Below are 16,561 nucleotides of genomic sequence, written 5' to 3'. Positions count from 1 at the left end.
CCACGGCGGCCGCTACTCCGTGGTGATCGCCTTGAGCACGTCGAGACGCGCTGCGCGCCGACCTGGCCACAAGGCGGCGAGCACCCCGACGAGACCGGCGAGCACCACGAAGACCGCGAGCTGCGCGCCCGGGATCGCGAGGACGTCGATCCCGTCGTCGGCCAGGCTGCGTTGCAGCGCCCAGCCGGCGCCGAGGCCGAGGGCCACCCCGAGCACCGCTCCGAGCAGCGCGATCGCCACGGACTCCAGCCGGAGCATGGTGCGCAACTGTCGCCGGCTCAGGCCGACCGCGCGCAGCAGTCCGATCTCGCGGGTGCGCTCGATGACCGACAGGGCCAGGGTGTTCACGATGCCCAGCACCGCGATCACGACGGCCAGGCCGAGCAGCGCGTAGATCATGTACAGCAACTGGTCGATCGGCTTGCGTTGTTCGGCGGCGAAGGCGTTCTGGTCCTTCAGGGTGACGGTCGGCAGGTCGGCGATGACCTTCTCGATGCCGGCCTGCACGGCCTTGGTGTCGGCGCCGGGCTCACGCAGGACGAAGGCCATGCTGTCCTGCTCCGGCACACCGGCCGCGTCAGCCGCGGCCAGCGAGATGAGCACGGGCACCTGCATCGCTTCCATCGAGCGGTACACCGCCGCGACGCGGTAGGTCGACTTCTGGCCGGCCACGGTGGCCTGGACGGTCGAGCCGACGCTCAGATGGGTCTTGCGGGCCTCCTTGTCGTCGAGCAGCAGGCCGTTCCTGCCCAGGTCGGCGAGTGATCCGGACAGGATCTCGATCGGCACTGCCGTCGCGAAGGTCGCGGGGTCGATCGCCGCGCCGAAGGAGCGGTCCTGGCCGATGGTGATGCTCAACGACCGCAGCGGCGTGGCGGTGCGCACTCCCGGCACCGCCGCGACCTCGCTGGTGACCTTCGTCGAGAACGGCTGACCGATGGCGTTCGAGACGACGTAGTCAGCGACGAAGTTGTCCCTGATCGACTTGTCGACGCTGGCCTTGGCCGATGCGCCGAAGACGGACATCATCGACACCAGGGTCAGCCCGATCATCAGCGCTGAGGCGGTGGCGGCAGTCCGTCGTGGGTTGCGCACGGCGTTCTGCTCGGCCATGACACCGACCGCGGCGAACACCCTGCGGTAGACCACCCCGCACAGCGCGATCACCGGCCGACCGATCACGGGGCTGGTCAGGGCGACGCCGAGCAGGAGACCGAACACCCCGGCACCGACGTAGTAGGCCGAGTTGTCGATCGTCGTGAACGAGCCCAGGTAGGCGCTCACCACCCCGCCAGCCATCAGCACCCCACCCACCAGCAGCCGCCACCGCAGCGCCGACTCCGGTAGGGCGACGTCGTCCCGCATGGCCGCCACCGGTGGCATCTTGCCGGCCCGGCGCGCAGGCAGGTATGCCGCCACCATCGTCACGACCAGCCCCACGGCATACGACCAGAAGGCCGTCGGCCACTGGAAGACCAGCGGTGACCCGCTCAGGTCCAGCCCGAACGTCGCGAACAGCGCCTTGATCCCCAGCGCGAGCAGGAACCCCAGACCCAGGCCCAGCGTCGAGCCCACCAGGCCGACGACGAACGCCTCGAAGAGCACCGACCGGGTGACCTGCCGCCGGGTGGCCCCGAGGGCGCGGAACAGCGCCAGCTCGCGGCTGCGCTGGGCCACCAGGATCGAGAACGTGTTGATGATCAGGAAAGACCCGACGAACAGGGCGATCCCGGCGAAGATCAGCAGGAAGGTGCTGATGAACGACAACGCCTTGTTGATGCTGTTCTGCGACTCCTTGGCTGCCGCCTCACCGGTAATCGCCTCGAAGCCCCGGGGCAGCCGCGCCTGGACGGCCTTCGCGAGGTCGGTCTGGCTGGTGCCCGGTGCGGCCGTCACCCACGCGTCGCTGTAGGCGTCCTTGCCGCCCAGGAACAACTGCTGCGCGGTGCGGGTGTCGAAGAAGGCGAGCGTGGCGCCGACCAGTCCCCCGGACTTGAACTGGGCCGTGCCGACCAGGGTGGCCCGCACGATCGGGTCGGCTCCGCTGGTCGCGAGCGTGACCGTGTCCCCGACCCGGTATGCCGCCCGCTCGGCGGTGAGCACGTCGAGCACCACCTCACCGGCGCGCACCGGCCAGCGGCCCTGGGCGATCGTGGCGGGCGGGTCACCCGCGGCGGTCGGCGCGTCGTTGTACGAGATCCCCAGTCCGGGCGCGCCCTGGCCGCCGATCAGCTTGCCCGACTTGGACACGACGAAGGTGGTGGGGTCGGAGACGTTGCCGTCGGCGCGCGCTGCGCCCGGGACCGTCGCGAGCGACCGCACCAGGGAGCCGGGCACGGTGGCGGCGGTGCGGGACGTGTCGAAGTCGCTGCGTGCGGTCTGGGGGCGTACGACGACGTCACCCACGGTGTCGACGATGCCGCTGAACGCCTTGCCGAGGGTGTCGGTGAAGATCAGCGAGCCGGAGACGAAGGACACGCCGAGGATGATCGCGAACGCGCTCATGAGCAGCCGCAGCTTGCGACCGAGAAGGCTCTGCCAGCTCGCCCGGAGCATGGCTCAGCCCCGCGCCTGGCGCGGGCGGGCGGAGACCTCGGCCATTCGCTCGAGGATCCGCTCGGCGGTCGGCTCGCGCATCTCGTCGACGACTCGGCCGTCGGCGAGGAAGACCACCCGGTCGGTGTGGGAGGCCGCCACCGGGTCGTGCGTGACCATCACGACGGTCTGCCCGAACTCGTCGACGCTGCGGCGCAGGAAGCCCAGCACCTCCGCGCCCGAGGTCGAGTCGAGGTTGCCGGTCGGCTCGTCGGCGAAGACGATCTCGGGCCGGGTCACGAGGGCCCGCGCACATGCCACGCGCTGCTGCTGGCCACCGGACAGCTCGCTCGGCCGGTGGGTCAGGCGGTCGCGCAGGCCGACCGTGTCGATGACGAGGTCGAACCACTCCGGGTCAGGCTCGCGCCCGGCGATGGCGAGGGGAAGCACGATGTTCTCGCGGGCGTTGAGGGTCGGGATGAGGTTGAACGACTGGAAGACGAACCCGAGCCGGTCGCGGCGCAACGTCGTCAAGGCCTTGTCCTTCAACGCGGTGAGGTCGACGTCCCCGATCAGCACCTGGCCGCTTGTCGCCGCGTCGAGACCGGCCGCGCAGTGCATCATCGTCGACTTGCCCGAGCCCGACGGTCCCATGACCGCGGTGAACTCACCGCGGGCGATGTCGAGGCTCACGCCGTCGAGGGCCCGCACCTGCGTCTCGCCCTTGCCGTAGACCTTGGTCAGGCCGATGACCCGAGCTGCGATGGCTGGCTGACCGGGTCGTGGGTCGGACGGATCGACTCGGGTCACAGGGGTTGCGGTCATCTCGGGCTCCCGGCTCATGGTGGAACTTCCTTCTGCTCAACCTAGGGATCCGCCCCCCTCTGACGCCTTCAGGATCGACCCTGAACTGACCCTGAGTGAACCCCCCAATGTGCCCAGGAAACGGCGACCCGGATCGCACGATCGGGGCTCAGCTGACGACGACGCGGGCAACCTGCTCGAGGGTTGGAGCGTCGTACTGCTCCCCGCGGACCTGCCCGGCGTCCCAGCGAATCACCAGCCCGCGACCGCGGATCTCGACCGTCGCGAGCGTGTTCTCGAACCACGGGCCCTCGACCACCGACCAGGGGTATGCCGGGACGGGCACCTTGGTCGAGCGGCGCGCCAGGCTCCGCAGCGGCCGCGCGAGCCAGCGAGCCGACACGGCCTGGGCTACCCGTGCCGTCCGCGGCAGTGGGTTGCGGATCGGCGAGCACACCGCCTGCAGGACTCGGCTGCTGCCGCCGGGCAGGCTGCCCGGGTCGAGGCTGGTCACGTAGGAGTTGTGGACGTCGCCTGACAGGAAGGTGATGGTTCCGGGCGCGGGACCGCGCGTCCCGGTGGCCACCTCGACGACCAGGTCGAGCACCTGCAGGAAACCGTCCTGGAACGCCGCCCAGTGCTCGAGGTCGAGGGCCCTGCGCATCCGTTCCCCGAGGCTCCCCACCGCACGCCCCCACGCGCCCTCGGCCATCGCCTCGTCGATCGCTTCGAGGTCGTGGATGCCGGGGGCGATGAGGAACGGCAGCGAAGTGGCTACGAGCAGGTGGTCGAAGCCGCCCCGCAGGTGGTCGTCGAGCCACGCCAGCTCGGCGTCGTCGAGCATCGAGCGGCGGTCGGGGGTCAGCACCCGCGAGGCCCGCGAGTCGATGACGACCAGCCGCGACTCACCCAGGTCACGCGCGTAGCTCCAGCGGTAGCTGTCCGGGTGGGCGTCCGCCCGTGCAGCGAAGGTGTCGAGGTACTCGGTGAGGTCCGGCTCGCGCTCGGGCTCTGCGGCGAGCCGGGACTGGAGGTGCTGCCAGACCTCGTCCTCCGCGAGGTCCTGTGGCGAGAGGTTGCCCGCGTGCTGGTAGACCCAGTAGGACGCGAGACCCCCCACGATGCGCTCGTGCCACCACGGGGTGGCTCGGATCTCGTGGAGCCAGTCGATCGAGGTGTTCCAGTCGTCGCGGATGTCGTGGTCGTCGAAGATCATGACGCTCGGCAGCGTCGAGAGCAGCCACCGGTTCAGCGGGTCGGACCACGCCAGCCGGTAGAGGTGCGCGTACTCGCGAAAGTCCTTGAGCTCGGCATACGGCGGCTCGTCGAGGCTGCGCCGCGACGCGATGTAGGCGCGCATCTCCTCGGACGTCTCGTCGGCGTACACCTGGTCCCCCAGGAACGCGACGAGGTGCGGCCACTCCGGCGCCCCGGTCTCCGGTCGGCTCAGGTGGTAGGCGTAGGCGCGCAGGGCGTCGACCCCGTGGCTCTCGATCCCCGCGGCGTCGTGGGACACACTCGTGCGGCACGACCCGAACGCCATCCGGGTCGGCTCCTCGGAGCGCAGCGTGCGGATCCGGCTCGGCGGCAGGCCGTCGAACTGCGGCTCAGGCTCGGGCCAGACCGTGGCGTCGTCGATCTCGACCGCGTAGTCGCTCGTGGTCCCGGGCTCGAGGCCGTCGAGGACGACCAGGGCGTAGTGGTGGCCGTGCACGGTGAAGGTCCGCGACTCCCAGGACCGGCCGAACGCGCGCACGCGCACGGTGGCGGCATGGGCCGCCTGAACCCAGATGGTCGCCGACGTCTCGTCGACATAGCGGAGCAACGGTCCGAGGACCAGGGAGCCGTGCGCGTCGTGACCTGCCACTGCTCAGTTCTACACGGCGGACGACCGAGCCCGACGCCGAACGACCGAGGGCGGCCCACCTTTCGGTGAGCCGCCCTCAGCTGTGGCGTATGCCGGTTGCGCGGGTTTCGTCAGAAACCCATGCCACCCATCTCGTCGCCACCGGGAGCCATCGGAGCAGCCTTCTCGGGCTTGTCGGCGATGACGGCCTCGGTGGTGAGGAACAGCGCGGCGATCGACGCGGCGTTCTGCAGCGCGGAACGCGTCACCTTCGCCGGGTCGATGATGCCCGCAGCGATGAGGTCGACGTACTCGCCGGTCGCGGCGTTGAGGCCCCAACCTGCATCGAGCGTGCTGACCTTCTCCGCCACGACGCCACCCTCGAGGCCGGCGTTGATCGCGATCTGCTTGAGCGGAGCCGAGGCGGCGACGCGAACGATGTTCGCACCGGTGGCCTCGTCACCATCGAGCTCGAGCTTCTCGAACGCGGCCTTGGTGGCCTGCAGCAGGGCGACGCCACCACCGGCGACGATGCCCTCCTCGATGGCAGCCTTGGCGTTGCGCACGGCATCCTCGATGCGGTGCTTGCGCTCCTTGAGCTCGACCTCGGTCGCGGCACCGGCCTTGATGACTGCAACGCCGCCGGCCAGCTTGGCCAGGCGCTCCTGCAGCTTCTCGCGGTCGTAGTCACTGTCCGACTTGTCGATCTCGGCGCGGATCTGGTTGACGCGACCCTGGATCTGGTCGGCGTCGCCGGCACCCTCGACGATGGTCGTCTCGTCCTTGGTGACGACGACCTTGCGGGCGCGGCCGAGCAGGTCGAGCTCCGCGGTGTCGAGCTTGAGGCCGACCTCCTCGGAGATGACCTGGCCACCGGTGAGGATGGCGATGTCGGCCAGCATGGCCTTGCGACGGTCACCGAAGCCGGGAGCCTTGACGGCGACCGACTTGAAGGTGCCACGGATCTTGTTGACCACCAGGGTCGACAGGGCCTCGCCGTCGACATCCTCAGCGATGATCAGCAACGGCTTGCCGGACTGCATGACCTTCTCCAGGAGCGGCAGCAGGTCCTTGATTCCGGAGATCTTGGAGTTCACGACGAGGACGTAGGGGTCCTCGAGCACGGCCTCCATGCGCTCGGTGTCAGTCACGAAGTAGTGGCTGATGTAGCCCTTGTCGAAGCGCATGCCCTCGGTGAGCTCGAGCTCGAGGCCGAAGGTGTTGCTCTCCTCGACGGTGATGACGCCTTCCTTGCCGACCTTGTCCATGGCCTCGGCGATCATCTCGCCGATCTGGGGGTCAGCAGCGGAGATCGAGGCGGTCGAAGCGATCTGCTCCTTGGTCTCGACATCCTTGGCCATCTCGAGCAGCTGCGCCGAGACGGCCTCGACGGCCTTCTCGATGCCCCGCTTGAGGGCCATCGGGTTGGCGCCTGCGGCGACGTTGCGCAGACCCTCCTTGACGAGGGCCTGGGCGAGAACGGTGGCCGTGGTCGTGCCGTCGCCAGCGACGTCGTCCGTCTTCTTGGCAACTTCCTTGACCAGCTCGGCGCCGATCTTCTCGTACGGGTCGTCGAGCTCGATCTCCTTGGCGATGGACACACCATCGTTGGTGATCGTGGGTGCACCCCACTTCTTCTCGAGCACGACGTTGCGGCCCTTCGGACCGAGGGTGACGCGGACGGCGTCGGCGAGGATGTTCATACCCCGCTCGAGGCCGCGGCGCGCCTCTTCATCGAATGCGATGATCTTGGCCATTCGGGTGGTTCCTCCCACGCGAATCGTGTGCGGCGGCCAGCGGGCGCCCGCGACGGACGGACCGGCTCGCACGGCTCACGTCGCCGTGGTCCCCGGACCTCGCCTTGACTGGCCAGGATTGTCACTCTCAGGCTGAGAGTGCTAACGCCATTATTGGCACTCTCGGGGGGAGAGTGCAAACGGCTCCCACCCCTGACTGCGGCGCCCTCGATGGCGCCGGCGCACGTGCCGGCGCAGGCTGGCGGAACGGCATACCGATCCGTGGGCAGGATCGTCCGGGTCAGGACACGGACGAAGCTGCCCACGGCGCCGCTTCGGTCAGGTCGGCGGAGCCGCCGGGTCGAATGCCGACGGAAAGGCGTCGCGGTACGACCGCAGCTGCACTTCCCCGATGTCCACCGACTCGGCGGACAGCATGGCGTGCCCGACGGCGCGGGTGACGCACTCACTCGCCGCCACCATCACCGCATGCAGGGCCGGCAGGTCGAGGGGCGAGCCATCGCCCACCGCGAGGGTGAAGAGCGTGTCGCCGTCCAGCAGGGTGTGCACGGGTGCGATGGCTCGCGCCAGACCGTCATGGCCCAGCCCACTCACCTTCTGGCACTGCGCCTTGGTGAGGGGGGCGTCGGTGGCGATGACCCCGATGACCGTCGCCATTCCGGGTCGCACGGGGTCCTCGGCGTATGCCGCGAGCGCGCGTTCGCGTGCCGCCTCGGCCTCGGGCGGGCTCGGGACCCCCACCTGGTCGAACTCACCGGCGAGGCCGTGGCGCCGGGCGAGCAGCTCACCGGTCCGCACGTCGCAGGCATCGCCGAAGGCGTTCACCACCACGAGTGCCGCGACCGTGGTGCCGTCCTCGAGGACGACGCTGGCCGAGCCGATCCCGCCTTTGAAACCCCCGGCTCTCGCGCCGGTGCCCGCGCCGACACAGCCCTGCTCCACGGGACCGTCGCCGGCTGCATCGAAGGCTGCACGGCCGTCGGCAGCGGTCGGCACGTGGCCGAAGTCGCCACCGCGGCCAAGGTCGAACACCACGGCGGCGGGCACGATTGGGACCACCTGCCCGGGTTCGCCGACCGGCCACCCCAGCCCGGCGGCATACAGGGCCTGCATCACCCCGTCCGCTGCGGCCAGCCCGAACGCGCTGCCGCCCGTGAGCACCACGGCGTTGACCCGGTCGACGAGGTTACGCGGGTCGAGCAGGTCGGTCTCACGCGTGCCGGGAGCGCCTCCGCGGACGTCCACCCCGCCCACCGCACCCTCAGGTGGGGCCACGACCACAGTCGTCCCCGTCAGCCAGCCGGGCTCGCGCCGAGTGGCGTGCCCGACGAGCAGACCGGGTACGTCGGTGAGCGAGTTGTGCGGCCCGGGCCGCATCTCAGGCACCACTGGCATCGATGACGCAGAACCGGTTGCCGTCCGGGTCCTCCAGGACGACGAAGTCGTGCGCCTCCGCGGGGTAGGGCCAGTCGTCGACGCGGCGGGCACCCAGACCAACGAGCCGGTCGACCTCGCGCGCCTGGTCACGGGCATAGAGATCCAGGTGGAGGTGCGGCGCGGGCGCCGGGCGCGTCTCGCCGAGGTTGAGGGACAGGTTGGGCCCGACCTCGCCACGGGGCTGCAGGATCGCCCAGTCCGGCTCCGGCTCGTAGCGCGGCTCGTAGTCCAACGCGGGCATCCAGAACGCCATCGCCCGGGCCACGTCGCTGACGTTCAGCACGATCGATCCGATCCGCAGGTCGCTGCTCATGACCAGCGCAGCTCCATGGCAGCGTCCGCAGGCGTGAAGCCGACGCGCTCGAGCATCGGCCGAGTCCGCAGGCCCGCGGACATGGAGACACCACTGAGGCCCGAGCTGCGCGCCCACTCGATCGCCGCGCTCACGAGCTGTTCACCGATGCCGTGGCCCCGGTGCTCGGGTCGCAGGTAGAACGTCTCGACCACGAGCGTGCCGGCGCCCGCGGGGCGCCCCGGCCAGGGCAGTGTGTCGATGACGGCCGCCTGGAGGTGTCCGGCGTGCTGGTCTCCAGCCTCGGCGATCCAGACCGGGTGGGCGTGGTGCTGCGCGGCCCACGCCCCGGCGAACCGGTCGAGGAAACCCGGCTCCCCGCTGCCGCCCCGGTCGCGGGCGCACTGCAGGGTGAGGGCAGCGACGATCAGGGCATCGTCGGGCCCCGCCATCCTGATCCGTGCGTCAGCCACGCCCGAAGTCAAGCACGTGGGCGCCTCGCCCGTGCAGAACTGTCGACCCCGGACGTGCCGACGCCCGCGCCGTCAGCTCGACGCAGGCGTCGGATGACCCGTGGGCCTCAGAGCTGGATGCCCAGGCGCCGGGCGCTGCGGGCGCGCTGGCGGGACGCGCGCAGGCGGCGCAGTCGCTTGATCAGCATGGGGTCGGCCTCGAGGGCGACGGGCGAGTCGATGAGGCCGTTGAGGACCTGGTAGTACCGGGTCGCACTCATGTCGAACAGCTCGCGGATCGCCTGCTCCTTGGCGCCGGCGTACTTCCACCACTGGCGCTCGAAGGCGATGATCTCGCGGTCGCGCTCGCTGAGCGACCCCGTGGCGGCGCCGACGTGCTCCTGCTCGTGTGCGACGTTCACTCTCGACTCTTCCCTCGGCTGGCTGTTCCCCCTGTGCTGCGCCTCCACTATAGGGACCGAATCACATGCTTGTCATTCCCTTGCCCGAAGGCCAGGGAGGTGTTCAGAGTCGTCGTGTCCCAGCAGTCCCAACGGCCACAACAGGGGTCTTACGCCTCACGCCATCGTGTCCAGGATCGCGCTGATGTCGTCCTCCGAGGTGCGGGGGTTGACGATGGCGAACCGGGTCAACGTCTCTCCCGCGTGGGAGGTCGGCACGACGAACGCGAACTGGTCGGCGAGCAGCCGGTCCGACCACTCCTGGTACTGCCCGGCGCTCCAGCCGAGCCGCCGGAACACCACGACCGACAGGTCAGGCTCACGGACGACCTCGAGGTAGTCGCGTCGAGCGATCTCGGCGGCGGCGAACCGGGTCACCTCGAGGGTCCGCTCGACGGCCTCGGTGTAGGCCTTCGTGCCGTGCGTGGCCAGGGAGAACCAGAACGGCAACCCGCGCGCCCGGCGGGTCAGGCCCACCGAGTAGTCCGTGGGGTTCCAGTCGGGGGCGTCGTTGAGCACGTCGAGGTAGGACGCGTGCTGGGTGTGGGCGGCCCGAGCGAGGGCCGGCTCGCGGTAGAGCAGCGCGCAGCAGTCGAACGGCGCGAAGAGCCACTTGTGGGGGTCGACGATGAACGAGTCGCAGTGCTCGATGCCGGCATACCGGTCGCGCACCGAGGGCGCAGCCAGACCCGCCCCGCCATAGGCGCCGTCGACGTGGAACCAGATCCCGAACTCGCGACACACCTCCGCCACGGAGGCCAGGTCGTCGATGATGCCGAAGTTGGTCGTGCCGCTCGTCGCGACCACGGCGAAGAACGTCTCCGGGCCGTGCGCGACGAGGACCTCGCGGAGGTTCTCGCCCGTCAACCGCGACTTCGAGTCGACCTCGACGCCGACGAGCTCGGCGTCCATGACGTCGCACGCAGACTGGATCGAGGAGTGCGCGCCGTGCGTGGCCGCGACGCGGAAGGGACGCGCGCCCGGGCCTGTTCGGTCCTCCCGGGCTGCCCGCATCCGAGCCGTATGCCGCGCGGCGACGAGCGCGGACAGGTTGCCGATCGTGCCGCCCGGCACGAACACGCCCCCGGCCTCGGGCGGCATACCGGCGAGGTCGGCGATCCAGCGCAGGGCCTGGTTCTCGGCATACACCGCTCCCGCGCCCTCGAGCCAGGAACCGCCGTAGATGGAGGACGCGCCCACGACCAGGTCGAACATGGCGGCGGCCTCGGTGGGGGCGCACGGGATGAACGAGAGGTACCGCGGGTGGTCGGTGGAGATGCACGCCGGTGCGAGGTCCTCCTCGAACAGCTTGAGGGCGGCAAGGCCACCGATGCCGTCGGTGGTGATGGTCGCGCCGGCCGCGGCATCGAGCTCGCCGAGGGTGCGAGGTCCGTCGAGCGGGACCGGATCGAGCTTCAGCCGGTCGGCGGAGTAGGCGAGGATCGCGTCCCCGAGGGCTTCGAGGGTCTGGTCGCTGTAGCCGTGCACGCGGCGAGTCTAGGGCCGCTCGCCGGGGAGCAGGATGGCGCGCAGCTCGGCGACGTCGCCGACCAGCGCATCCGGCTCGGCAGCCTCCAGCGACGCGGTCTCGCCAGCGCCCCAGGTCACGGCGACCGCTCCCATGCCCGCGGCGCGAGCGGCCTGGACGTCGACCACCGCGTCGCCGATGTAGACGCAGTCGCGGGGCGCGACGCCGAGCTGCTGCGCGGCGTAGAGCAATGGGGCAGGGTCGGGCTTGTGGCGGTCGGTGTGCTCCTGCCCGGCGATGACGTCGATGCGGGTGTCGAGCTGGACGGCGCGCAGCCCGAGGCGGACGGTCTCGGCCTTCTTGGACGACACGACGCCGGTGCGCGCCCCACCGGCATGCACCGCGTCGAGCAGGGCGGGCATGCCCTCGACCTCGAGGATGAGGTCGTCGTGGTTGGCGAGGTTCCAGGCGCGGTAGACGTCCGTCAGATGGGCTCCGCGCCCCGGGTAACGCTCCTCGAGCACGGGCTGCAGCGGGCGGCCGATCCACGACCGCACCTCACGCTCCTCGGCCCGCTCACCGAGGGTGCCGATCGCGTGGTGGTACGAGGCGACGATGAGGGGGGATCGTGTCGGCGAGCGTGCCGTCGAAGTCGAACAGGACGACGGGCCACCGAGGAGTCACGGGCACCGAGGCTAGCGGTCGGCGCGGTCGGCCGGCTCGACGCCGCCCTCGATCGGCCCCACGCCGAGCTCGCGCAGGAGCGTCTCGACCCGCCTGCGGATCTCGTCGCGGATCGGGCGGACCGCCGCGAGACCCTGGCCTGCCGGGTCGTCCAGCACCCAGTCCTCGTAGCGCTTGCCCGGGAAGTACGGGCAGGTGTCGCCGCACCCCATCGTCACGACGACATGGGACTCCTGGACGGCCTCGGCGGTGAGGACCTTGGGCACCTCGGCGGCGATGTCGATGCCCTCCTCGGCCATCGCTTGGACTGCCGACGGGTTGACCTGGTCTGCGGGCGCACTGCCCGCCGACCTCACCTCGACCGCGCCGCCGGAGAGCTGCGAGAGGTAGGCCGCGGCCATCTGGGAGCGCCCCGCGTTGTGGACGCAGACGAACAGGACACTCGGGCGATCGGTCATGACGCAATCCTGTCTGGGTGGGGGTCCGGTTGGGGGGCTGGTCGTGGGACGAGGGCCGCGGCGACGAGGACAGCCGCGCCTGCGCCGACGAGCTGGGCGAGCACGAACGCGGGCGCGGAGGCGGGCGCGATGCCCGCAAAGGTGTCGCTGAGCGTGCGGGCCACGGTCACGGCCGGGTTGGCGAAGGACGTCGACGAGGTGAAGAAGTAGGCCCCGAGGATCCAGGCGGGAATGACTAGCGAGGCACGGTCGCCACCCTCGCGCACGAGCGCGATCGCAAGGACCAGGCCGGCGGTGGCCACCGCCTCGCCCAGCCAGAGCCCCACTCCGCTGCGGTCATGGCGTGACCAGTACAGAGCCGGCAGACCGAACATGAGGTTGGCCAGGGCGGTGCCCGCCACACCCCCGGCGAGCTGGGCGGCGAGGTAGGGCGCGACGTCGCTCCAGGGGTGCTCACGGCGCACGGCCTGGGCCAGGGTCACCGCCGGGTTGAAGTGGGCTCCACTCACCGGGCCCAGCGAGGAGATGAGCACACCCAGCACGGCTACGGTGGCCACCGCGTTGACGAGCAGCTGCACGGCCACGTCACCGGTGAGGCGCTGGGCCATCACGCCGGAGCCGACGACGGCAGCGACCAGCCCGGCGGTGCCGAGGAACTCCGCACCGATCCGGGCTGAGGGGGTGGCCTTCAGCAACACGCGGCCCCCTCGCGCTCGACCACAGGGTTGTCGTCCGTGACGGTGTAGACCTCCCACGGCGCCCCGGCAGGGTCGTGCACCCACACCTTGTCCTGCAGCGCGTAGCAGCAGGTGGTGTCGCGCTCGTCGAAGGTCGCCAGGCCAGCGTCACGCAGCCGCGCCGCGCCGGCCTCGACCTCGGCCGTGCTGTCGACCTCGATGCCGAGGTGGTTGAGGGCTTGGGCGGTCCCCTCGCCGCGGGCATCCGCAGGCACCTCGATGAGGACCAGTTTGAGCGGGGGCTCGGCCACGGCGAAGTTGGCGTACCCCGGGCGGCGCTTGTGGGGCTGGGTGCCGAACAACGTCGAGTAGAACGCCACCGACGTGTCGAGGTCGGCCACGTTGAGCGCCAGCTGGATGCGTGACATGGGACCACTCTTCCTTTCATCGACTATTGTCTATGCAGGAAGTGAAACCGTAGCATCGACGTTTGTCAATATCGAACCTTATCGATGTTGAGGAAGGACCGCACCATGTCCCCGCCCACGCTGCTGGCGACCCTCACCACCGACTCCGCAGGCGTCGTCTGCTGCGGGTCGCTGGCCGCGGACGCCGCCATGAGCCGCGAGCAGGCGGAGGCTACTGCGCAGCTGCTCAAGGCCGTGGCCGACCCGGTGCGGCTCCAGCTGCTCTCGCTCATCCGCACCTCCAAGGACCACGAAGCCTGCGTCTGCGACCTCACTCCAGCGGTCGGCCTGTCCCAGCCCACGGTCAGCCATCACCTCAAGGTGCTCACCGAGGCAGGTCTGCTCACCCGCGAGCGCCGGGGCACCTGGGCGTGGTTCCGGCTGGTGCCGGGGCGGCTCGACGACCTCGCCGCCATCTTCCGCTGAAGGCACGTTAGTTTTCGGGTATGCCGGCCGCTGCCCTCACCGCGCTCGTCCACCCCTCGTGGGCGGCTGCCCTCGAACCGGTGACCGAGACGGTCGCCAGCCTGGGCGAGTTCCTGCGCGGCGAGGTCGCGGCCGGGCGGGGATACCTGCCGGCCGGCGGCCACGTGCTCCGGGCGTTCGAACAGCCCCCTCGACGCGGTGCGCGTCCTCATCGTGGGCCAGGACCCCTACCCCACGCCTGGCCACGCCGTGGGGCTCTCCTTCTCGGTTGGTGCTGAGGTCCAGCCCATCCCCCGGAGCCTGGCGAACATCTACCAGGAGCTGCACGCCGACCTCGGCCTGCCGAAGCCGTCCACCGGCGACCTGTCACCATGGGCGGACCAGGGGGTGCTGTTGCTCAACCGCGTCCTGACCGTCGCCCCGGGCAAGCCCGCAAGCCATCGCGGCAAGGGCTGGGAAACCGTGACGGCACAAGCGATTTCGGCTCTGGTCCAGCGTGGCGGTCCGCTGGTGGCCATCCTGTGGGGCAGGGACGCGCGCAACCTCGTGCCGCACCTGCACGGCATACCGGCGGTGGAGAGCGCGCACCCCTCTCCGCTCTCGGCACACGCCGGGTTCTTCGGCAGCAGGCCGTTCAGCCGGGCCAACGAGCTCCTCGCCCAGCAGGGCGCCACCCCGATCGATTGGAGACTGCCGTGAGCGAGGCGATGACCGCCAACAACCTCACCCACCTGCCCGAGCGAGGCAAGGTCTGGCACCGCTACGTCGCGATCGGCGACTCGTTCAGCGAAGGGATGTCCGACGAGGACCCCGCAATGCCTGGCGTGTACGTCGGGTGGGCCGACCGGCTCGCCACCCACCTCGCGGGAATCGCCCACGCGGCGGGCGGAGAGTTCGCCTACGCCAACCTCGCGGTGCGGGGCCGGCTGCTGGCAGATGTCGTCGGGCCGCAGCTCGACGCGGCCCTCGGCCTGGGTCCAGACCTCGTCTCCATGGTCGGCGGCGGCAACGACATCCTGCGCCCTAAGGCTGACCTCGACGCCATCGCCGCCCGGCTCGAGCAGGCCGTGGTGCGGTTGCGCGAGGGCGGTGCCGACGTGCTGCTGGCGACGCCGACCGACCCGGCCGGGGCGCCGCTGCTGCGTCACCTGCGCGGGCGACACGCGATCCACTCGGCCAACCTGTTCAGCATCGCCCAGCAGCACGGCTGCTACGTCATCAACCAGTGGGGTATGCGCGCCCTGCGCGACTTCCGGCTCTGGTCCGAGGACCGCATCCACATGACGAGCGAGGGACATCGCCGGGTGGCGCTCAACGCCCTCTCGGCGCTGGGCCACGACACCGACCGGGCCGACTGGAGCACCCCGTTGCCGCCGGCTCCCCCGCTCGCCCGCCGCGAGGCGGCCGCTGCGAACGCCGCGTGGGCGCGCACGCACCTCGCGCCCTGGGTGCAACGCCGGCTCCGGGGTGAGTCCTCGGGAGACACCGTAATGGCCAAGCGGCCCGAGCTCACCCCGATCGACCCCGCCTGACCTCTCCCCGGCTCCCCGCCTCCGCGCTGCCTGGGTGACCTGCGCGATTCAAGTAGTAGGACGTCCTACTACTACCATCGAGACCATGCCCGCGACCCGACTCATGCCGACCGAGGAGGGCCACGACCTCATCGACCTCACGCGCGAGATCTGTGACAAGGAGCTCCGCCCCCGGGTCGACGACGCCGAGCGCGCCGCCGCCACCACCCCCCCAGCTGCCCCGCGATGCCTTCCGCACGCTCGGTCGGGCTGGCCTGCTGTCGCTGCCCTACCCCGAGGAGTTCGGCGGCGGCGGCCAGCCCTACGAGGTCTACCTCCAGGTCGTCGAGGAGATCGCCTCGGCCTGGATGAGCGTGGCCGTCGGCGTCTCGGTGCACTCGCTGACCTGCTACCCAGTCGCCCAGTTCGGCTCCCGGGCCCAGCAGGAGGCGCTGCTGCCCGGCATGCTCTCCGGCGACCAGCTCGGCGCCTACTGCCTGTCCGAGCGGGGCGCCGGATCCGACGTCGCCTCGATGAGCGCGCGGGCGACGCCAGACGACGACGCCGCACCCACGGCATACCGGCTCAAGGGCACCAAGGCCTGGATCTCGCACGCCGGGCACGCCGACTTCTACACCTCCTTCGTGCGGACGTCCGACGACGGCCCCCGCGGCTTGTCGTGCTTCGTGGTGCCGGGTGACGCGCCCGGCCTCGCGTTCGGCGCGCCCGAGAAGAAGATGGGGCTGCACTGCGACACGGTGAGCGAGGTGCACTTCGAGGGGGTCGAGGTCGACGCGGACCGCCTTGTCGGCGAGCGCGGCCAGGGCATGACCATCGCGCTGTCGGCCCTGGACTCCGGCCGCCTCGGCATCGCCGCGGCCGCCACCGGCCTCGCCCAGGCAGCGCTCGACCAGGCGGTCGCCTACGCCCAGGAGCGTCAGCAGTTCGGCCGCCCGATCGCCGAGAACCAGGGGCTCGCGTTCCTGCTCGCCGACATGGAGGCCGCAGTGACCTCCGGCCGCGCGGCCTACCTGCACGCAGCACGCCTGCACGACGCCGGGCGCCCGTTCACCAAGGAGGCCGCGGTCGCCAAGCTGGTGTGCACCGACAACGCCATGCGGGTCACGACCGACGCGGTCCAGGTGCTGGGCGGCGCTGGCTACACCCAGGACTTCCCCCTCGAGCGCTACCTTCGCGAGGCGAAGGTGACCCAGATCTTCGAAGGCACCAACCAGATCCAGCGGCTCGTCATCAGCCGCCAGTTGCTCCGCTGACCGAAAGGCCCA

At 70.7% G+C, this 16,561-nt stretch carries 15 protein-coding genes and 2 pseudogenes; 4 read left to right on the top strand and 13 right to left on the bottom strand.

Translation table 11 applies throughout. The annotated features are described in order from the left end of the window. Positions 1-12: 12 nt before the first annotated feature. From GKE56_RS15125 to GKE56_RS15065, 13 genes are all read right to left on the bottom strand, one after another. Entirely contained in the window at positions 13-2,505 is a 2,493-nt protein-coding gene (locus GKE56_RS15125) for an ABC transporter permease (RefSeq protein ID WP_230209008.1), read from the bottom strand. 54 nt (positions 2,506-2,559) lie between these two features. After that, positions 2,560-3,360 (bottom strand): ABC transporter ATP-binding protein, encoded by an 801-nt coding sequence (locus GKE56_RS15120; RefSeq protein ID WP_154685248.1) that lies wholly within the window; start codon positions 3,358-3,360, stop codon positions 2,560-2,562. Between the two features lie 148 nt (positions 3,361-3,508). Further along, complete coding sequence (locus GKE56_RS15115) at positions 3,509-5,206, bottom strand: alkaline phosphatase D family protein (RefSeq protein WP_230209007.1); 1,698 nt, start codon at positions 5,204-5,206, stop codon at positions 3,509-3,511. Positions 5,207-5,316: 110 nt separating this feature from the next. After that, entirely contained in the window at positions 5,317-6,942 is a 1,626-nt protein-coding gene (gene groL, locus GKE56_RS15110) for a chaperonin GroEL (RefSeq protein WP_154685247.1), read from the bottom strand. A 318-nt stretch (positions 6,943-7,260) separates the two neighbouring features. Then, on the bottom strand, positions 7,261-8,319 hold the full coding sequence (locus tag GKE56_RS15105) for a P1 family peptidase (protein WP_154685827.1): 1,059 nt from the start codon (positions 8,317-8,319) through the stop codon (positions 7,261-7,263). A gap of 1 nt (position 8,320) precedes the next feature. Then, positions 8,321-8,692 (bottom strand): VOC family protein, encoded by a 372-nt coding sequence (locus tag GKE56_RS15100; RefSeq protein WP_154685246.1) that lies wholly within the window; start codon positions 8,690-8,692, stop codon positions 8,321-8,323. Then, positions 8,689-9,144, bottom strand: a complete 456-nt coding sequence (locus tag GKE56_RS15095) for a GNAT family N-acetyltransferase (protein WP_154685245.1) — start codon at positions 9,142-9,144, stop codon at positions 8,689-8,691. Before GKE56_RS15095 ends, GKE56_RS15100 begins: the two co-directional genes overlap by 4 nt. 107 nt (positions 9,145-9,251) lie before the next feature. Further along, positions 9,252-9,545: a DUF3263 domain-containing protein gene (locus GKE56_RS15090; RefSeq protein ID WP_195908157.1), complete on the bottom strand. Its 294-nt coding sequence runs from the start codon at positions 9,543-9,545 to the stop codon at positions 9,252-9,254. A gap of 156 nt (positions 9,546-9,701) precedes the next feature. Then, positions 9,702-11,072, bottom strand: a complete 1,371-nt coding sequence (locus tag GKE56_RS15085; protein WP_154685243.1) for a pyridoxal-dependent decarboxylase — start codon at positions 11,070-11,072, stop codon at positions 9,702-9,704. Between the two features lie 9 nt (positions 11,073-11,081). Beyond that, positions 11,082-11,645: an HAD family hydrolase gene (locus tag GKE56_RS15080; protein WP_230209345.1), complete on the bottom strand. Its 564-nt coding sequence runs from the start codon at positions 11,643-11,645 to the stop codon at positions 11,082-11,084. 102 nt (positions 11,646-11,747) lie between these two features. Next, positions 11,748-12,194, bottom strand: coding sequence for an arsenate reductase ArsC (locus GKE56_RS15075; RefSeq protein WP_154685242.1), 447 nt, complete (start codon positions 12,192-12,194; stop codon positions 11,748-11,750). Next, a complete protein-coding gene (locus GKE56_RS15070; protein WP_154685241.1) occupies positions 12,191-12,892 on the bottom strand; it encodes an MIP/aquaporin family protein in 702 nt (233 codons plus the stop codon). Before GKE56_RS15070 ends, GKE56_RS15075 begins: the two co-directional genes overlap by 4 nt. After that, positions 12,883-13,299 carry an ArsI/CadI family heavy metal resistance metalloenzyme gene (locus GKE56_RS15065; RefSeq protein WP_154685240.1) on the bottom strand — a complete coding sequence of 139 codons (417 nt, stop codon included), beginning with the start codon at positions 13,297-13,299 and terminating at the stop codon, positions 12,883-12,885. Before GKE56_RS15065 ends, GKE56_RS15070 begins: the two co-directional genes overlap by 10 nt. 105 nt (positions 13,300-13,404) lie before the next feature. Between GKE56_RS15065 and GKE56_RS15060 the strand changes: the two genes are divergently transcribed. The 4 genes and pseudogenes from GKE56_RS15060 (at position 13,405) to GKE56_RS15045 (ending at position 16,549) form a co-directional block, all read left to right on the top strand. Continuing rightward, complete coding sequence (locus GKE56_RS15060) at positions 13,405-13,764, top strand: metalloregulator ArsR/SmtB family transcription factor (protein ID WP_154685239.1); 360 nt, start codon at positions 13,405-13,407, stop codon at positions 13,762-13,764. Positions 13,765-13,784: 20 nt separating this feature from the next. Further along, positions 13,785-14,463 (top strand): annotated as a pseudogene (locus GKE56_RS15055) (uracil-DNA glycosylase). Then, a complete protein-coding gene (locus GKE56_RS15050; protein ID WP_370518417.1) occupies positions 14,460-15,296 on the top strand; it encodes an SGNH/GDSL hydrolase family protein in 837 nt (278 codons plus the stop codon). Before GKE56_RS15055 ends, GKE56_RS15050 begins: the two are co-directional and overlap by 4 nt. 85 nt (positions 15,297-15,381) lie before the next feature. Beyond that, a pseudogene (locus GKE56_RS15045) lies at positions 15,382-16,549 on the top strand (acyl-CoA dehydrogenase family protein). The last annotated feature ends 12 nt before the right edge of the window (positions 16,550-16,561 follow it).

This window comes from Nostocoides sp. HKS02, assembly GCF_009707485.1.
Classification (GTDB): domain Bacteria; phylum Actinomycetota; class Actinomycetes; order Actinomycetales; family Dermatophilaceae; genus Pedococcus.
The sequence above is the reverse complement of the archived record's forward strand: the minus strand, read 5'-3'. Positions and strand labels throughout refer to the sequence as shown.

Excerpts from the sequence above, each read along its gene's own strand:
- GKE56_RS15125 (WP_230209008.1), bottom strand. The coding sequence starts at position 2,505 with ATGAGCGCGTTCGCGATCATCCTCGGCGTGTCCTTCGTCTCCGGCTCG.
- GKE56_RS15120 (WP_154685248.1), bottom strand. The coding sequence starts at position 3,360 with ATGACCGCAACCCCTGTGACCCGAGTCGATCCGTCCGACCCACGACCC.
- GKE56_RS15065 (WP_154685240.1), bottom strand. The coding sequence starts at position 13,299 with ATGTCACGCATCCAGCTGGCGCTCAACGTGGCCGACCTCGACACGTCG.
- GKE56_RS15105 (WP_154685827.1), bottom strand. The coding sequence starts at position 8,319 with ATGCGGCCCGGGCCGCACAACTCGCTCACCGACGTACCCGGTCTGCTC.
- GKE56_RS15060 (WP_154685239.1), top strand. The coding sequence starts at position 13,405 with ATGTCCCCGCCCACGCTGCTGGCGACCCTCACCACCGACTCCGCAGGC.
- GKE56_RS15100 (WP_154685246.1), bottom strand. The coding sequence starts at position 8,692 with ATGAGCAGCGACCTGCGGATCGGATCGATCGTGCTGAACGTCAGCGAC.
- GKE56_RS15075 (WP_154685242.1), bottom strand. The coding sequence starts at position 12,194 with ATGACCGATCGCCCGAGTGTCCTGTTCGTCTGCGTCCACAACGCGGGG.
- groL (WP_154685247.1), bottom strand. The coding sequence starts at position 6,942 with ATGGCCAAGATCATCGCATTCGATGAAGAGGCGCGCCGCGGCCTCGAG.